The organism is Myxosarcina sp. GI1, from assembly GCF_000756305.1.
Taxonomy (GTDB): Bacteria; Cyanobacteriota; Cyanobacteriia; order Cyanobacteriales; family Xenococcaceae; genus Myxosarcina.
Map to the genome: position 1 here is coordinate 71944 of NZ_JRFE01000060.1, position 15012 is coordinate 86955.

Annotated in this window: 16 protein-coding genes and 1 pseudogene; 8 read left to right on the top strand and 9 right to left on the bottom strand. The window is 40.4% G+C overall.

What is annotated here, in order from left to right; genetic code table 11:
• Positions 1-146: 146 nt before the first annotated feature.
• The 6 genes and pseudogenes from KV40_RS37515 to KV40_RS30335 all read left to right on the top strand — a co-directional run bounded on the left by KV40_RS37515 (position 147) and on the right by KV40_RS30335 (position 5771).
• Positions 147-413 (top strand): annotated as a pseudogene (locus KV40_RS37515) (4-oxalocrotonate tautomerase family protein).
• A 36-nt stretch (positions 414-449) separates the two neighbouring features.
• On the top strand, positions 450-776 hold the full coding sequence (locus KV40_RS30315; protein WP_036489177.1) for a hypothetical protein: 327 nt from the start codon (positions 450-452) through the stop codon (positions 774-776).
• 63 nt (positions 777-839) lie between these two features.
• Positions 840-1148 (top strand): hypothetical protein, encoded by a 309-nt coding sequence (locus KV40_RS30320; protein WP_036489178.1) that lies wholly within the window; start codon positions 840-842, stop codon positions 1146-1148.
• Positions 1149-1254: 106 nt separating this feature from the next.
• Entirely contained in the window at positions 1255-1878 is a 624-nt protein-coding gene (locus KV40_RS30325) for a cupin (protein ID WP_036489180.1), read from the top strand.
• A gap of 30 nt (positions 1879-1908) precedes the next feature.
• Complete coding sequence (locus tag KV40_RS30330) at positions 1909-3318, top strand: YdiU family protein (RefSeq protein WP_036489181.1); 1410 nt, start codon at positions 1909-1911, stop codon at positions 3316-3318.
• Positions 3319-3347: 29 nt separating this feature from the next.
• Positions 3348-5771, top strand: a complete 2424-nt coding sequence (locus KV40_RS30335; protein ID WP_036489182.1) for a hypothetical protein — start codon at positions 3348-3350, stop codon at positions 5769-5771.
• A gap of 34 nt (positions 5772-5805) precedes the next feature.
• Here the strand turns inward: KV40_RS30335 and KV40_RS30340 are convergent, their stop codons facing one another.
• From KV40_RS30340 to KV40_RS30355, 4 genes are all read right to left on the bottom strand, one after another.
• Positions 5806-7008 carry an acetate/propionate family kinase gene (locus tag KV40_RS30340; RefSeq protein ID WP_036489184.1) on the bottom strand — a complete coding sequence of 401 codons (1203 nt, stop codon included), beginning with the start codon at positions 7006-7008 and terminating at the stop codon, positions 5806-5808.
• A gap of 54 nt (positions 7009-7062) precedes the next feature.
• A complete protein-coding gene (locus KV40_RS30345; RefSeq protein ID WP_036489186.1) occupies positions 7063-7704 on the bottom strand; it encodes a hypothetical protein in 642 nt (213 codons plus the stop codon).
• A 66-nt stretch (positions 7705-7770) separates the two neighbouring features.
• Complete coding sequence (locus tag KV40_RS30350) at positions 7771-8115, bottom strand: hypothetical protein (protein WP_036489188.1); 345 nt, start codon at positions 8113-8115, stop codon at positions 7771-7773.
• A 64-nt stretch (positions 8116-8179) separates the two neighbouring features.
• On the bottom strand, positions 8180-8911 hold the full coding sequence (locus tag KV40_RS30355; protein WP_036489317.1) for a dinitrogenase iron-molybdenum cofactor biosynthesis protein: 732 nt from the start codon (positions 8909-8911) through the stop codon (positions 8180-8182).
• A gap of 424 nt (positions 8912-9335) precedes the next feature.
• On the opposite strand from KV40_RS30355, the gene KV40_RS30360 reads away from it, so the two are divergent.
• On the top strand, positions 9336-9899 hold the full coding sequence (locus tag KV40_RS30360) for a Uma2 family endonuclease (protein ID WP_036489191.1): 564 nt from the start codon (positions 9336-9338) through the stop codon (positions 9897-9899).
• A gap of 65 nt (positions 9900-9964) precedes the next feature.
• On the opposite strand, the gene KV40_RS30365 is transcribed toward KV40_RS30360, so the two are convergent.
• The 4 genes from KV40_RS30365 to KV40_RS30380 form a co-directional block, all read right to left on the bottom strand.
• A complete protein-coding gene (locus KV40_RS30365; RefSeq protein WP_036489193.1) occupies positions 9965-10561 on the bottom strand; it encodes a hypothetical protein in 597 nt (198 codons plus the stop codon).
• A 115-nt stretch (positions 10562-10676) separates the two neighbouring features.
• The gene (locus tag KV40_RS30370) at positions 10677-12083 is read right to left on the bottom strand and encodes an NAD(P)(+) transhydrogenase (Re/Si-specific) subunit beta (RefSeq protein ID WP_036489196.1); all 1407 of its coding nucleotides are present in this window, start codon (positions 12081-12083) and stop codon (positions 10677-10679) included.
• The gene (locus tag KV40_RS30375; RefSeq protein WP_036489199.1) at positions 12080-12370 is read right to left on the bottom strand and encodes an NAD(P) transhydrogenase subunit alpha; all 291 of its coding nucleotides are present in this window, start codon (positions 12368-12370) and stop codon (positions 12080-12082) included. Before KV40_RS30375 ends, KV40_RS30370 begins: the two co-directional genes overlap by 4 nt.
• 62 nt (positions 12371-12432) lie before the next feature.
• Positions 12433-13584, bottom strand: coding sequence for a Re/Si-specific NAD(P)(+) transhydrogenase subunit alpha (locus KV40_RS30380; RefSeq protein ID WP_036489202.1), 1152 nt, complete (start codon positions 13582-13584; stop codon positions 12433-12435).
• A gap of 269 nt (positions 13585-13853) precedes the next feature.
• On the opposite strand from KV40_RS30380, the gene KV40_RS35455 reads away from it, so the two are divergent.
• Positions 13854-14057 (top strand): hypothetical protein, encoded by a 204-nt coding sequence (locus KV40_RS35455; RefSeq protein ID WP_156114262.1) that lies wholly within the window; start codon positions 13854-13856, stop codon positions 14055-14057.
• A 351-nt stretch (positions 14058-14408) separates the two neighbouring features.
• On the opposite strand, the gene KV40_RS34450 is transcribed toward KV40_RS35455, so the two are convergent.
• Positions 14409-15008 carry an Asr1405/Asl0597 family protein gene (locus KV40_RS34450; RefSeq protein WP_052056123.1) on the bottom strand — a complete coding sequence of 200 codons (600 nt, stop codon included), beginning with the start codon at positions 15006-15008 and terminating at the stop codon, positions 14409-14411.
• Positions 15009-15012 lie beyond the last annotated feature (4 nt).

A 15012-nucleotide genomic window follows, 5' to 3' on the forward strand; every position in this document is an offset into this window, starting at 1 on the left:
AAACCTAGAGAAATTGAGTAGTAATTGTTTTTTTATCAAAAGCAGTCACAGATTACTCCGCTGTAGAACGACGGAGTAATCTGTGACCGTTGGTCAAAGTCTTAATTTTATTGATAACAACAATAATTTGGTAAAGGAGGAATCAAATGCCATTTGTTACCATTCAAATTGCCAAAGGACATTCCACAGAGAAAAACGCCAACACCGAGACTTGCGCTTGTCAAGGTTTCCTCAACGTGCTTCCTCAGTCAACTAGCTAAAGCAGTTACCGATACATGGTTGTTAGTTTGGGAACCCAACCCGAATGGGTAACAGTTCATATTGATGAGTTCGATCGCGAAAATTGGGCAGTCGGCGGTGAATTACACATCGATAAGCACTCTGGTAGACACAGAGATAGAGTTACCAGTTAGAACCGCAATTTATTTAAATACAAAGAGTTATAAACAATGGAACTAACATCAACAGATGCCGAACAATTGGCATTAAACTTTTTTCTAGAAGATTGGGAAATTCCCGAAGACGATCGCGATTTTTTTGTGACTCTCGACTCACGCGAAGTAGACAATCGCTGGTACGTGGTGGAAATTGGTGTAGAAGGCTTACCCGATAAGTGGGTAATTCAAGTTTACGATGAAACCAAAGATTGCGATCCCTATTTTACTTTTGTCTCCCCTATTAAAGCCGCAGAAAGCGACACGGGGTTGGAAGAAATGCCAGAAAGCATTGCCGAAATATTGCGATCGGAAAGACAAAATTTGGTAGCTAGTAGTTAGTAGAAACGAATGACAATTCGCCCGTATGATTGTTGGTTATTTATTGCATAAAGAATAAAACAAATGATCGATTCAGTCACAGCCGAAAAGTTGGCTTTTGAATTTTTGACCAGTGAGTGGAACGTACCAGCAGAAGATCGTGACTGGTTTACTATTCTCTCCACTCGTACTTTAGGAAAAGATGGCTACGATATTGAAATTGGGATCGATGGTTTTCCAGATCGCTGGCTTGTCGAAGTATACGATAATGGTAAATGCGAGCCTTACTATGAATTTTCTTCACCCATTAGAGATTCTGAAACCAACAGCGATTTAGAAGATTTACCCGATTGGATCGCCCAAGTATTGATAGCAGAAAGAAAGCATAGATAGTCATCGAACATCTGACAGTAGTAGGTAGGGGGACAAATTAAAGGCCGTAACCGAAACAACTTAGCCCAATCATAATTTTGCCCACCTTTAATAAAGGACAAAAATAATGAAAACAGCAGATTGGTTAGTCAAAGAAGACGGTATTTGTCTATTGTGTAAATCGGTGCGAGAGTGGGATTTACTGGCAGAGGAATATCGGCTGTATCGATTCTTGACCGAAGTAGAAGACATCATGCGATTAGCAATATCAGAAGGAATAAATGAAGAAAGTTCTCTATCGGGACTCCGAATGTTAGTGAGAAAATTGGTGCTTAACTGCTATACAGTCAAAACTCGACTACCCGAACCAGATCGCAGTAAAGGGGTTTCGGTAGTAGTGCTGCACGATGAAGTAGGATTTCCTATGACTATCCAGACAGAGATGAGTTTGTCAGGGACGAGTTCCCAAATTCACAATCATGGAACTTGGGGCGTAGTTATGGTTCTGCAAGGCAAACAAAAAAATACTTTTTGGAAACGCAATCCTACTGACGAATCTCCAGATAAAATCGCTCGCGTTGGCGAAAGAATTCTCGAACCAGGGGATATTATCAGCTTTACTACCGAGGCTATTCATAGCATCGAGGCAGTGGGAGAAGAACCGACAATTACCTTTAATTTATATGGGGAAACTCATGGCGGTAAAAGGTATCAGTTCGATCCCGATAAGCAAACTGCCAAGCATTTTTAATCTGAGTATGTAGTTAGTGGTTAGTAATTAGTGGCTATTAGCAATCCCTTTTTAAATCTTAATTACGAACCTGCTTTAGAATCTTTAGGTAGTGAATATTGCGATCGCGTCGAACCTGCTAAGTTTTCCCAGTATATTCTACGCTTTCGTAATGATAACTTGCTGCCAATTCTGGGATTAAATTCAGCAACAGTAAGCGACAGACATTTCCTTGATTTTGGCGGCAGTTTTTTGGGCAAACAATCTCGTTTGGCGTTGCGCTATCACGGTTATCAGTTCGGTCAATACAATCCATACTTAGGAGATGGACGGGGTTTTCTCTACGGACAGGTGCGGGGAATTGACGGTCAACTCTATGATTTTGGCACTAAAGGATCGGGACAAACTCCCTATTCTCAGTCTGGAAATGGTCGCTTGACGCTTAAAAGTGGTGTGCGAGAAGTCTTGGTTGCCGAAGCATTACACTGTTTGGGAGTCAAGACATCTCGCTGTTTGAGTTTGATTGAAACCGAAGCCATCACCAGGAATGGGGAAAAGGTTCGCGGTGCGGTTATGGTGCGTCTCAGTCGTTCTCATTTGCGTTTTGGAACTTTTGAACGCTTAGAGTATTACGATCGCCCCGATTTAATTCGGCAGCTATTAGACCACGTAATTCAATACTATTATCCTCATCTATGGCAGCAACCAGATAGCTATATCCGTTTTTATGCCGCATTGGTTAGACGCATGGCTCAATTAGTAGCGCAGTGGATGGCGGTGGGTTTTTGTCATGGCGTTCTCAATACCGATAATATGTCCATTATTGGAGAGAGTTTTGACTATGGTTCTTGTGCCTTTATCGATACCTACAACCCCTGTTTTACAGCGGCGAGTTTCGATCGCCAGGGGAGATATAGTTATCGCCATCAGCAAAGCGTCTGTCGTTGGAATTTAGCAATGTTGCAGCGTCCCTTAGCGGCAGTAATTCCGATATCAGAAATGGAAGCAATTTTAGAATCTTTCCCCGAACTCTATACCCGATACTACCATCAACAAATGCTACAGAAATTGGGATTCGATTGCCTATCTTTTCTCGAAACTGAAGAATTAATCGATCTCACCCTCCAGTTTTTGTTTCTCACGAAAGTCGGCTACCAAGGATTTTTTAGCGCACTCAGACAAAAATTTGCCCCTCAATGGCGCGAGAACCCCGACGCTATTTTGCAGGATTTAGAATATTTGGTATCTAGAGAAGAAGTGGCAATACTAAAGCGTTGGTGCTGGTTCTATCATCAGTTATTGTTGGAGCGATCGCCATCGGAAATAAAAGCGATTGCCCAACGATTGGAACGAGTTAATCCTTTAACAGCGTTACTTCAATCAAAAATTGAGTCTATCTGGCAAGCTATTAGAGAAGATGACAACTGGCAACCATTTATTGAGTGTATTAAATTAATTTAAAGCGAACAACCTGAAACATCATAAATAATATGCTGCAAGCTGAGGAAAAAATCATTGCACTCAATTTGCGTTCTCGGCCTCTAAGACTAGCATATTTAGTTACTTGTTTAGAAGATATTGAGAACGCAATAAGCTTATATACTCATACGTGGGGCGGGGCTGCAAATGCAATCCTTCCCGTTTATGACGATGAAGAAAAAATCAAACAGCTACAAAAATCTTTAATTAAATTCGATCCAGACCATATTTTATTTACACACGAGCGAGAGCTTTCTTCTAACGTAAAGCATATACTCGATAATTATCCCGCTCTAAATTACTCTATCCATCGAAAAGAGATTGAAAGCTTTGTAAAACAAGAGGATAATATTTATATCAGAGTTGGAAACTTGATTTCGTTTACGCAAGCAAAATTACCACATATAGTTTCAACATTAAATAGTCTATATCCAAATCCTGTCAGTAATATCGATCTTAATGTGGTTGAATTATTTCCATCAGAGTTTGACTTGGCATTATCTTTACAGGCTGGAATTATTACTCAAACTTATCAACAGGGCTTAATTCGGCACTTGGGTGCAAATGTTTTGAAAACTCCTTTAAATTGTGAAGATTTATTTAAAATAAGCTTGTGTCTTTCAACAGCTTTAAATCCAGCTTTATTAACACTAGAAAATCTCAGAATAGAAGAAAGAGGAACTTTTCATCGCTCAGGATGGTTAGATGAGCCTTTAGCTTTGTGTTTATTTCTCTATGAAAATGATGACCTCGATATAGTAACCTCGTTTTGGAATGCTCGCTGGTTTTATCCTTCAAATAAATTGCTATTTCCGAAACAAGAGTTTATAGATAATGTTGAGCATTATGCGAATCTGGCTTTATCAGCAATACCATCTCTCGAAGCGATTCAACTTGCTGTAAATATCAATAATAAATATGAGGCAAAAGAACTACAGAATAATATTAAATATATATTTAGCAAAGTTGCTGAAAGAAATATTGCCGTTCGTTTAACTTACCGCGACTTTTATCAAGAAGTACGAAAAGTTGCTATTTACACTAACTCTCCAAAAATAAGTTCTCAAAAAATCCATTCCGATGATTCAATTCGTTTTTTACCTGAAACTCCATTAGGATTAAAAAGTAATGATTTTGCTTTTGGTTATGATGTAAAGTTGAATTTAGACTCAGGCAGCAAACTTCTTTTCCCAAGAACCCCAGAAATATCGACTCTTCTTTCTAATTCCTTGATAGATATTGAAGATAAATTTTATGAAGAGCAAGGAATCAGTTTCCCAAGTCTTTCAATTCGTGCCACAGATATTGGAATTGCAGGAATTGGTGTTACTGGTAAAGAGTGCAAATTATACCTACATCCTGATTCTGTAATTATTTCTAGATATTTAAACAGTATTGCCAACATTGTCATAAAAGCAAACAGACATACTCGATATGCTGAAGGCTTTATAAAAAGTTTGGGCGGATTGAGAAAAATTTATTTTTTAGTAAACAAGGGAGGAGTAGAAACTTTACTGGCTTTATGTTCTCAAAAATCAGAGCAAAGCGGACAAGGGACTACCAGTTTAATTAAATTTCTCAGAGATAAAATCAAAATAGACCATAAAAAAGCTCAGAGCATTATAAATGAGCAATTACCAGAGTTTTTGGCAAGCGGTCTTGTTAAGCGTGGAGTCGCACTTAAATGTCCTATCTGCGTCCTTAAAAGCTGGTATTCTATTTCATCATTAAATGAGTTTATCGAGTGTCAAGGCTGCCTTGAAAAATTTCAACTCGAAAGCATAGAAAAACATGAATACAGCTATGTACCAAACGAATTATCTCGACGGCTAATCCAAAATGGAGGAATAGCAGTATTGGCAACAGCAAGCTTGTTTCTTATAGCCAATCCACCTAGTTTTATTCAATTTGGTGGAGATCTATTTGAATCTAACCAGAAAAATAATTTTGCTGAAATCGATCTGATAGCGATCGCAGGAGATATTTTAACGATCGCTGAATGTAAGTATTTTCCAAAACTAGATAGCGAAGAACAAGTACAAAAGTCATTAAGTTCGAGTACTGGGCTGAAAAAAGCGATTAAAATTGCAGAACGGATAGGAGCTAAGATAGTTATACTAGGTGTCTCTACCAATTTAGAAAATTTTGACCGAGAAATAGTTCAAAGCCTCAAACATGGTGTTGCCAGCTTGGCTGAGACTACCAAAAACAAAGGTATAGGTGTACATTTATGGCTAACTGGTATTGGAGTAGATCGAGATCCATATCGGAACAACAATCTGACAAATTTAATACCCAGAAATATTCAAAACGAACAAAAGTCCATATACGAAAGAGGAGTCGGCGAGTTACCTTTTAGTAGCTTTGGAGGAATGATGAAACCGTTTGATGACCGAGTTCTCAAAGCATGGAAGAGTCAACAACTTTTGTCTTAAAGAAATTCTGTTTTAATTTTCGTAAAAGCGACCGCTAACTTAACTGTAACTGCCAACACTGTGAAGCAATCGCCCAATCTTCTTCGGTATGGACAACTAAAACTCTAACTTGAGAATCTGGTGTAGCAATATCTTCATTAACGGGACGAGCATTATTTTTATCTAGATCTAGTTGCAAACCTAGAAAAGCAAATTTATCGCAGGTTTTTTCTCTGACTGCAACGGCATTTTCTCCGACTCCTGCGGTAAATACTAAAGCATCCATGCCTTCTAATGATGCCATCATGGCTCCAATGCTGCTGCTGAGGCGATGGATGTAAATATCAAAAGCCAACTGCGCTCTTTCTTTACCTTCAGCACTGGCAGTTAAAATTGTCCTCATGTCGGCGGATATACCTGAAACTCCTAGTAAACCCGATTCTTTATTTAATAATCGATTTAACTCATCCCTGTCTAAATCGTATTCTCGCATGAGATACAGCAAAATTTGGGGATCGATCGAACCACAGCGCGTACCCATCATCAAGCCTTCTAAGGGAGAAAAACCCATTGTGGTATCGATACAGATGCCATCTTTAATTGCTGCCAAAGAACAGCCGTTGCCTAAATGACAAGTAATAATTTTTAAAGAATCTAATGGTTTATCGAGAATTTGAGCCGTTTTAGTAGCGCAGTATTGATGGCTGGTACCATGAAAGCCATAACGTTGGATACCCCGTTCGTACCATTCGTAAGGTAGGGGATAAACTTTGGCAGCTTGAGGAATTTGACTATGAAATGCCGTGTCGATTACTGCTACCTGTGTCGCGTCGGGCAAAATTTTTTCGATCGCATCTATACCCTCAAGATGTGCGGGGTTGTGGTTGGGTGCGAGAGGAATTAGTTCGGCAATAGCCGTTTTAACTTGAGGAGTAATAATAGTAGGTTGGGAATATTTTGCGCCTCCATGTACTACCCGATGTCCCACTAGCTCGATCTGCTCTAATTTATCTAAAACCTTAGTTTCTCCGCGAACCAGAGTATAGAGCATTTTCTTTATGGCATTGTCGCGGTTAGCTAACTCAAGCTGTTGTTTAATGCCATTACTCTTAACGGTTAAACTGCCAAAATTAGCAGCCACCGTCCAATCTATATGTGCTTCCCACAAAGGTTCTGGCGGCTGTGGGGGTAATTCTTCTAATTGATAAAGACAGCTTTTTTGACTGCTAGAACCAGCATTGAGAACTAAAATGTACATATATTTAGTCAATCTCGATAAAACAACCGCCAGTTTTATTGTAAAGAAGAAACTTTAAAAACCCGTGAAGCTACTGGCAGCCAGGTAAACCTCTCCCCAAGCAGGAGGACGATAATCTCGATTCAAACCACGATCGACATATCCGACTACACGAGGCAATTCTTCACCTCTAATTTCCCCCCTCAAAAACATTCTCAATTTGGTTTCCCAGTCTTGGGGATAATCTCTAATTATCGGATGTTTGACAACTAGCGACTGATATTCTCCTTTGTCGGGGTCGATAATGACATCCAGGCTGAGAATGCCCAGAGAGCGGACAAAAATACCTGTAGCCGCGATCGCAAAATCTCCATTAACTCGCTTTTGTTTGAGAACAATGACAAAATGACCGCCTTCGTGAATGTTATAGAATAATTCACTTGGCTCTTGGACTGGTTTGACTTCAACGTTGTAGCCTCTAGTCAATCCTTCTTCTAAAGTAACGTCTTCATATTCCTGGTAGGGATGGGGTAAATAGATTGTAAACTGATGTACATCCAACCAAGGAGTATATACCGTCTCGTCAGTTGCCTGTTTCCAAGCATTATATTGTCGGCGCATCTCCTGCCCTACATAACTCTCGCTATCGCAGATGTTAATCAGAGACATATTGAGAACGCACTGCTCAAACTTGTTAAATGCTCCTAAAACTTGCATCATGAATGCCCTTTGTTATTTTTTCTTTATTCTTCGTCCTTTAATTCTTCCTCCTGCCTTCTATTGTTAGTCTTCATCTAAAGCAGGGAATGATTCTTCGATTTTCCATAAAATACTTCGATTAGCGATAAACCAACTGCGGGTTTCGGGTGTTAATTCATTCCAAACTAAATCGATAGGAACATGAGGAGATTCGTATTGGTATTTCAACCCTAGCGATCGCAAATTGTTGGCAACTCTACTGGGAATACCAAAATCTAGCCAATTAACCTTCACCGTTCTGCTAGCTACACTACCACGAGGATCGTAAATCAATTGAGCGACACGAATTAAATCGGCAAAATTTGTAGGTTTTAGCCCCGTTATCTGCTGAATTTCTTGAATTCTTTGTTTATTTTGTTGAATGTTCATAATTTTTGTTTGTTGTTTTTCGTCGCCAAAATGGTAAGGTGGGTAAAATTTCCGATCGGGCTAACTAACCAACAGCCTTATAATTTTTTACCCTTTTATCAGCACTGACACCCAAGATTTTGGCTAACCAAGGAGGTGGCGAAGTCGCGATTGCTTTTTGCAGGTCTGCTAGTATTTCTCTAATCGCACCACCCTGTTCTATTTTCATCGGATAGATATATGCCTGGATGACTTTAGCCGCAGCAGGTCCCCCGATAGAAACAACGTAGAGAACGGGACAATCTCTAATTAAATTGACGCGAAATCTATTTTTATCTTCAGCAAAATCGGCATCTATTGCCGAGCGCACATCAATCAATCTAATTTCGTCTGCCGATAGCTGATAGATTAGGTAACGATGACAAGAACCAAAGTGTCCGTCTAATTGTTCTCCAGTATTGGAGGCGACGGCAATTCTAATAGAGTTGGGCATATCCCCTTCTTGATAGGGTTTGATGGGCAATTCTCGATCGCAATAGCCCGTTTCGCCCCACAAAATTCTAACTGCTTCCTTGAAAGCAGCTATATCGCTATTATCCGCATCTTCCCCTTCCCATTCGCTATCGACCTCGTAAATATTGCCAAAGGATCTTTTCAATTGAGTTACTGTAAGTTTGCTGAGAGATTCTTCTGTTAGGTCTTCATTGAGATTGACTTGCAAAGCCTCAATCAAGTCTCTTACTGAGACATCGGGTAACACTTTTGATGCTAAGGCAATTCTCAAAGCGACTTCGTTGGAAATGGGTTGGGTTGTCATAACTTTGGTTCCGTGTTGCTTGTCTTTTTTTTGTCCTTTGTAGTCAATGACCAACGACTAGTGACTAATAGCTAACTTATATCAGACCGCGTAAAATATGAGGATTTGAGATGTTTGCATTAATATGATTAGGCGTGTACTCGAAATTCTCAACCCTATATGTAAAAGTCATAAGCAATTTTGTTTGGGTCGAGGTACGGGTATTTTTTTGAGTCGGTACGGGTATGTTTGAGTAGGTAATCAAAACTAAATGCGATCCGAAGGCTATGTGCAAGCCCAATCGCGCCTCAAATATAGAGTTAAGAGCAATTGCCGATCTCAGGTCGTAATTTTAGCTTGGCTATCGCTGTACTCAAATAATCTTAGGCGATCGATAGAATACAATATAGATAGTTAACTACAACATCCAATTGCAGGTCGAGCTATGGTTACAACTCCTTCTAAACCCATTAGTCTAGACGAGTTTTTAGCATTACCAGAAACCAAACCAGCTAGTGAATATATTGACGGGAAAATTATTCAAAAACCAATGCCTCAAGGTGAACACAGTACAATACAGGGAGAACTAATTATTGTTTTGAACGGCGCACTCAAATCCCAGAAAATTGCCAGAGCTTTTCCAGAGTTAAGATGTACGTTTGGCGGACGTTCTATTGTACCTGATGTAGCTGTATATGCTTGGGATAGAATTCCGCGTCAAGATAATGGCAGAATAGCAAATGCTTTTAAGATTGAACCAGACTGGACTATTGAAATTTTATCTCCCGACCAACGCCATAGTAGAGTAACCAAAAATATTCTTCATTGTTTAAACCACGGTACGCAATTAGGATGGTTAATCGATCCCCAAGAACAATCTGTATTTGTTTATTTTCAAGGGCAACAGCCAGCATTTTTTGAAGATGCTAAGGATATTTTACCTGTACCAGATTTTGCTAAAGCTTTTGAGTTAACTATAGGTGAATTATTTGGTTGGTTATTGGAATAGCGATCGCATCTCAAATACAAATCAGGTCAAAAGCGATCGCATTTTTAGTATAGACAGGTTAAGAGTTAGTGATAATCTTGAGTTGAGGTATTGCTAGTGCCAATATCTATCTTATATGACCGCGAATACAAAACCCATTGTAAATCCGTCGCAAGAATTGCTTCTTTCACAGATAGTTTGCCAGGAGCTAATCTACTCTTCGTTAACTTTCGTGTTGAATATCTTATAGTTTGATCTTGACTTTCTAAGTAAAACCAGGTTTCTCCATTATCTCCCCCCTGATGTGCAAGTGCGTTTCGCAGTTCTGAGAAGCTTAAATCCTGAAGAAAATCACAGAGTTTGGTTGATAATTGAGTATTTTTATTAACTTGAGGGAATTCAACTGATTCACGTAATTGAAAAAAGCAACCGTACAAAATAAGTTGTAGAGCAGCAGTTTGAGTGTAATGAGGTTTGTCGAGAAAATCAGGATTATTTAGAAGCCGAATGCCAGCCATCATAGCGACGCCCGCTTGGAAGATACAACTGCGTTCTGCTTTATTTTTTGGTTCCCTTTGGTTCAGACATGGTTGAAGGTCATTAGTCAATTTCTGAGGTGATTCTGACAGCCAATCAAAACCCAAATCACTCCGCCAGTGTCTAAAGATTTGTTCATCCAGCATACTTTTGATTTAATTTAATACGTTCAGAATTAAAAACAGGTATGGAAAAATCGCCTCTTAAAGATTACTCTCATGGATGAGGCGATATACAAGATAGATACGATTATTTTAATAATTACAATTGCTTAACCTCCGCTACCAACTGCGAAACTACATCCTGTGCGCTACCGAATAGCATGGTGGTTTTATCTTTATAGAATAGTTCGTTATCCACTCCTGCAAAACCAGTGTTCATACTGCGCTTAATGACAATGGCGTGGTTTGCTTTGTCCACGTCGATGATGGGCATTCCGTAAATGGGGCTGCGGTTGTCGTTACGGGCTGCCGGGTTGACTACATCGTTAGCACCGATAACTAAAGCTACGTCAACGCGATCGAATTCGGTGTTGATATCATCCATATCGTACAGGCGATCGTAGGAAACGTTGGCTTCGGCTAGTAGTACGTTCATGTGTCCTGGCATTCTTCCTGCTACTGGATGGATAGCGTATTTAACATCAACGCCCATTTTTTCTAGTTGTGAGGCTAATTCTCTAACACCGTGTTGTGCCTGAGCTACTGCCATACCGTAACCAGGAACGATTACTACCGAGCGAGCATAACCGAGCATCATTGCTCCTTCTTCACTGTCGATGGAACGATAGGTTTTATCGATTTCTGCACCACTATTGCCACCACCAACGGCAACGCTATCTCCACCAAAAGCACCGAATAGCACGTTGCTGAGGGGTCGGTTCATTGCCTTGCACATGATTTGGGTCAAAATTAACCCTGATGCGCCTACTAATGCCCCTGCAACGATGAGCATATTATTGCCTAGAATAAAGCCCACCGCACTGGCAGCCAAACCCGAAAAGGAGTTTAACAGGGAGACAACTACAGGCATATCCCCACCACCAATGGGGAGGACGAACAAAGCACCAAAAACCAAAGATATAGCGGTTATAGACAGAAAGATTGCGGGATTTTCGGGCTGAATTAAAAGATAAACACTACCAGCTAAAAAGCTAGCTAGCAGTAAAAAATTAACAGGCTGTTGCAAGGGAAAGGTAACGGGAGAACCCGAAACTAAACCCTGGAGTTTGGCAAAAGCCAGTATACTACCCGTGAGAGTTACCCCACCGATTAACACCCCTAAAATAGCGATAAAAGTAGCATCTAGGGGAACAGTGCCAGTAGTGGTAAGAACTCTCCAGAATTCACCTACTGCCACTAAAGCTGAAGCGGCACCACCTACACCGTTGAAGATGCCCACCATTTGGGGCATATCGGTCATGGCTACTTTCTGTGCTGCGATCGCCCCAATTAAAGAACCAGCGATAATGCCTACTAAGATCCACTCGTAATTAAGTACGGATTGGTTTAATAAAGTGGCGATAATAGCAACAAACATACCTACTGCTGCGAGAAAATTTCCCTTACGGGCAGTTGCGGGAGAACCGAGTTTTTTTAATCCTAGAATGAATAGTGCCGCAGCCGTTAAATAAGCCAGTTCGATACCCGTATTCAAATATGTACTCATGATGCTTCCTTCTTCTTAAACATTTGCAGCATTCTGTCGGTTACTAAAAAACCGCCTACAACGTTGACAGTGGCTAAAATAACGGCAATAAAACCGAAGATAGTCACTAAATTCCAATCTTTTGTACCCGTAATTAGTAGCGCACCTACTATGGCGATACCAGAGATGGCATTGGCACCAGACATTAGGGGGGTGTGTAAAGTTGGAGGTACTTTATTAATGACCTCAAATCCCACGAATGATGCCAGAACGAATACTACTAAACCTGTTAATAATTCTGCTTCCATAAAATTGACTCCTTTTATTTGTTGGTAGCTAGTAGTTGGTCAGTATTAAAAACGATTAACCATTACCCACTAACCACTAACAATTTTTCTTTGACTCGTTCGTTGCGTATTTCGCCATTATGAGTAACGCAAGCACTATTAATGATGTCGTCGTCAAAATCCAATTGCAATTCGCCATCCTTAGCCAGATATTTCACCAGGTTGAGGAGATTTTTGGCATACATTTGGCTGCTGTTGACAGGGACATTACTGGGTAAATTTGCGGGACTAATTATGGTTACGCCACGATAGATAACGTCTTTACCTGCTTCACTACTGGCGCAGTTACCCCCAGTATCGGCAGCCAGATCGAGGATTACCGAACCAGGGTTCATTTGTGCCACTGTTTCTTCGGCTATCAGCAAGGGTGCAGTTTTGCCTGGTACTTGAGCGGTAGTAATTACTACGTCTGCTTTGGTAACATATTCGCTCAAACCCTTACGGATGCGTTCTTGAGTATTGCTGCCAAGCTGTTTGGCGTAGCCACCTTCAGCGACGGTATCTTCTTCTAGGTTAATTTCGATAAATTTCGCCCCGACGCTTTGTACTTCTTCTCTTACCGTCGGACGAATATCAAATGCTTCTACTACCGCACCCAACCTTCTAGCGGTAGCGATTGCCTGTAAGCCAGCTACCCCCGCCCCCAAAACTAACACTTTAGCAGGGGGGATCGTTCCTGCGGCAGTAGTCATCATGGGAAAGATGCGCGGTAAACTAGCTGCAGCTAGCAACACCGCTTTATAACCTGCAATATTAGCTTGAGACGATAGCGCATCCATGCTTTGAGCGCGGGTAGAGCGGGGAATTAGCTCCATACTGAAAGCTGTAACCTGACGCTGTGCCAGTTTTTGAGTGACTGTAGGATCGCTCAAAGGATTGAGAAAACTAATTAGAGTCGATCCTGGTTTGAGCCAGTCATAAACTAACTCACTATCTCGTTTGCCAGGAGGATTAACTTTGAGTATGATATCTGCTTCTTGCCAGAGAGTAGCGCGATCGCTAATTATCTTCGCTCCTGCTGTTTCGTAGGCAGCATCGACATAGCCTGCTCCCACACCAGCAGCCGCTTCTACCCAAACTTCAAAACCCTGTTCGATCAGACGAGACACGGTATCGGGAACTTGAGCTACACGCAGTTCTCCTAGCTCGTTTTCTTTGGCAACGGCTATTTTCATTGAATTCTCCTATATAATTGCTAGTCGTCGGTCATTGGTCTTACGCTTACGAAGAACCAATAACCAATTACAAAAAATTTTGTATGTACTGTCGATCTAACTCTTTTAAAGACTTATACCAGACAATTTTTTACAGGAAAGATTTTTAACTCAGAATTAGATTAGTTAAGGTAGTACTGTAGGGCTAAAACCTAGTTAGATTAGGTTAAATAGATTTTCTATGAGGGGTAAGGTACGAGTATTTTTGACCAAAAGTGCGGGTATTTTCAATGGCGGAGTATGGTCAGGAAACGCACAAGTTGCAAGTCAATCTAGAAGCTGGTTTTGGTGCTTGCTTTGTGTCGATTATGAAGAGTCGAACTTGTACTCACACTTATGCTGTAAGAATAGAAAAGATAGGTAAGCGCGATCGCACCACTCATCCCGTTAAATTATCGTCTATTGTCTGTTACTATCTGACAACATCCAAATAAAGAGGTTCTCTTATACTCCCTGGTTCTTTGATGCGATCTAAGACGAGGATACCTTTGACTGTTTTAGGTAGTGCAGTGACTAATCTCTAAGCATCAAGATGATAGAAAAGTACTTTGAAAACCTCTATTGCTGTTGTTGTTTGATGGAGGAAATCGAAGGCTTTATAGGAGCAATTATCTGCCCATTTTTCTAAAGAGAGTCTTTACTGGATTTGATTTGGTTTTGTCTTTCTAATTTTTTGAGTAAATAGAAACTCATACATCCTTGCGGCAGTATTCCCAGTAAAATGAAGCCTAAACCTAAAAGTAGAGAGAGCATAATTATTCACCTTGTAGTTTGCTAATTCATATCTAACTGGCGATATCTTGGTTCCAGCAATTGTGAAGCATTTGCACTAACTCTGGAGTTTTAGCGGTAGATTGCTGAATTGTTTGATGAACTAGTATGGCAATATTTACATCTTTAACTTCGACCCAAATATTACCATCACGGGTACGCCAACAGGGTATATCTAATTCTTGTAGGCGTTGGTAAGCAATCTGCTTGGCATAATCGGAAATTTCAACGATAGGTACGACGATGACGTTGGCAAATGTCGAGCTACATTCATTGTCTTTACCCTCTTTTCCTATTTTGTGTTCGGGAAAAATATCAAAATTGGTAAAAAACCACCACAAGAAAGCTAAAAAGCGCGGCAATAAAGGTATTTGCTTCCGTTCTAACCAACAAACAAACTGAGAAAACAGCAAACTGCAACAACCTGGTTTAGCTGTCAAACCTTCTAACCAGTTTCGTTTGGCCGAACCGCGATCGTATTTTTGACGTAACTTAATAAGTGCTGTATGCCATTGATGAACGATTAGATTTATATTTTCTCCCCGTTGAAGAGCAAAAAAAGTCGTTTTTCCCAATCGTCGGAAGTGAAATTTTTGGTCGAAAGGCTTTTGCATTACT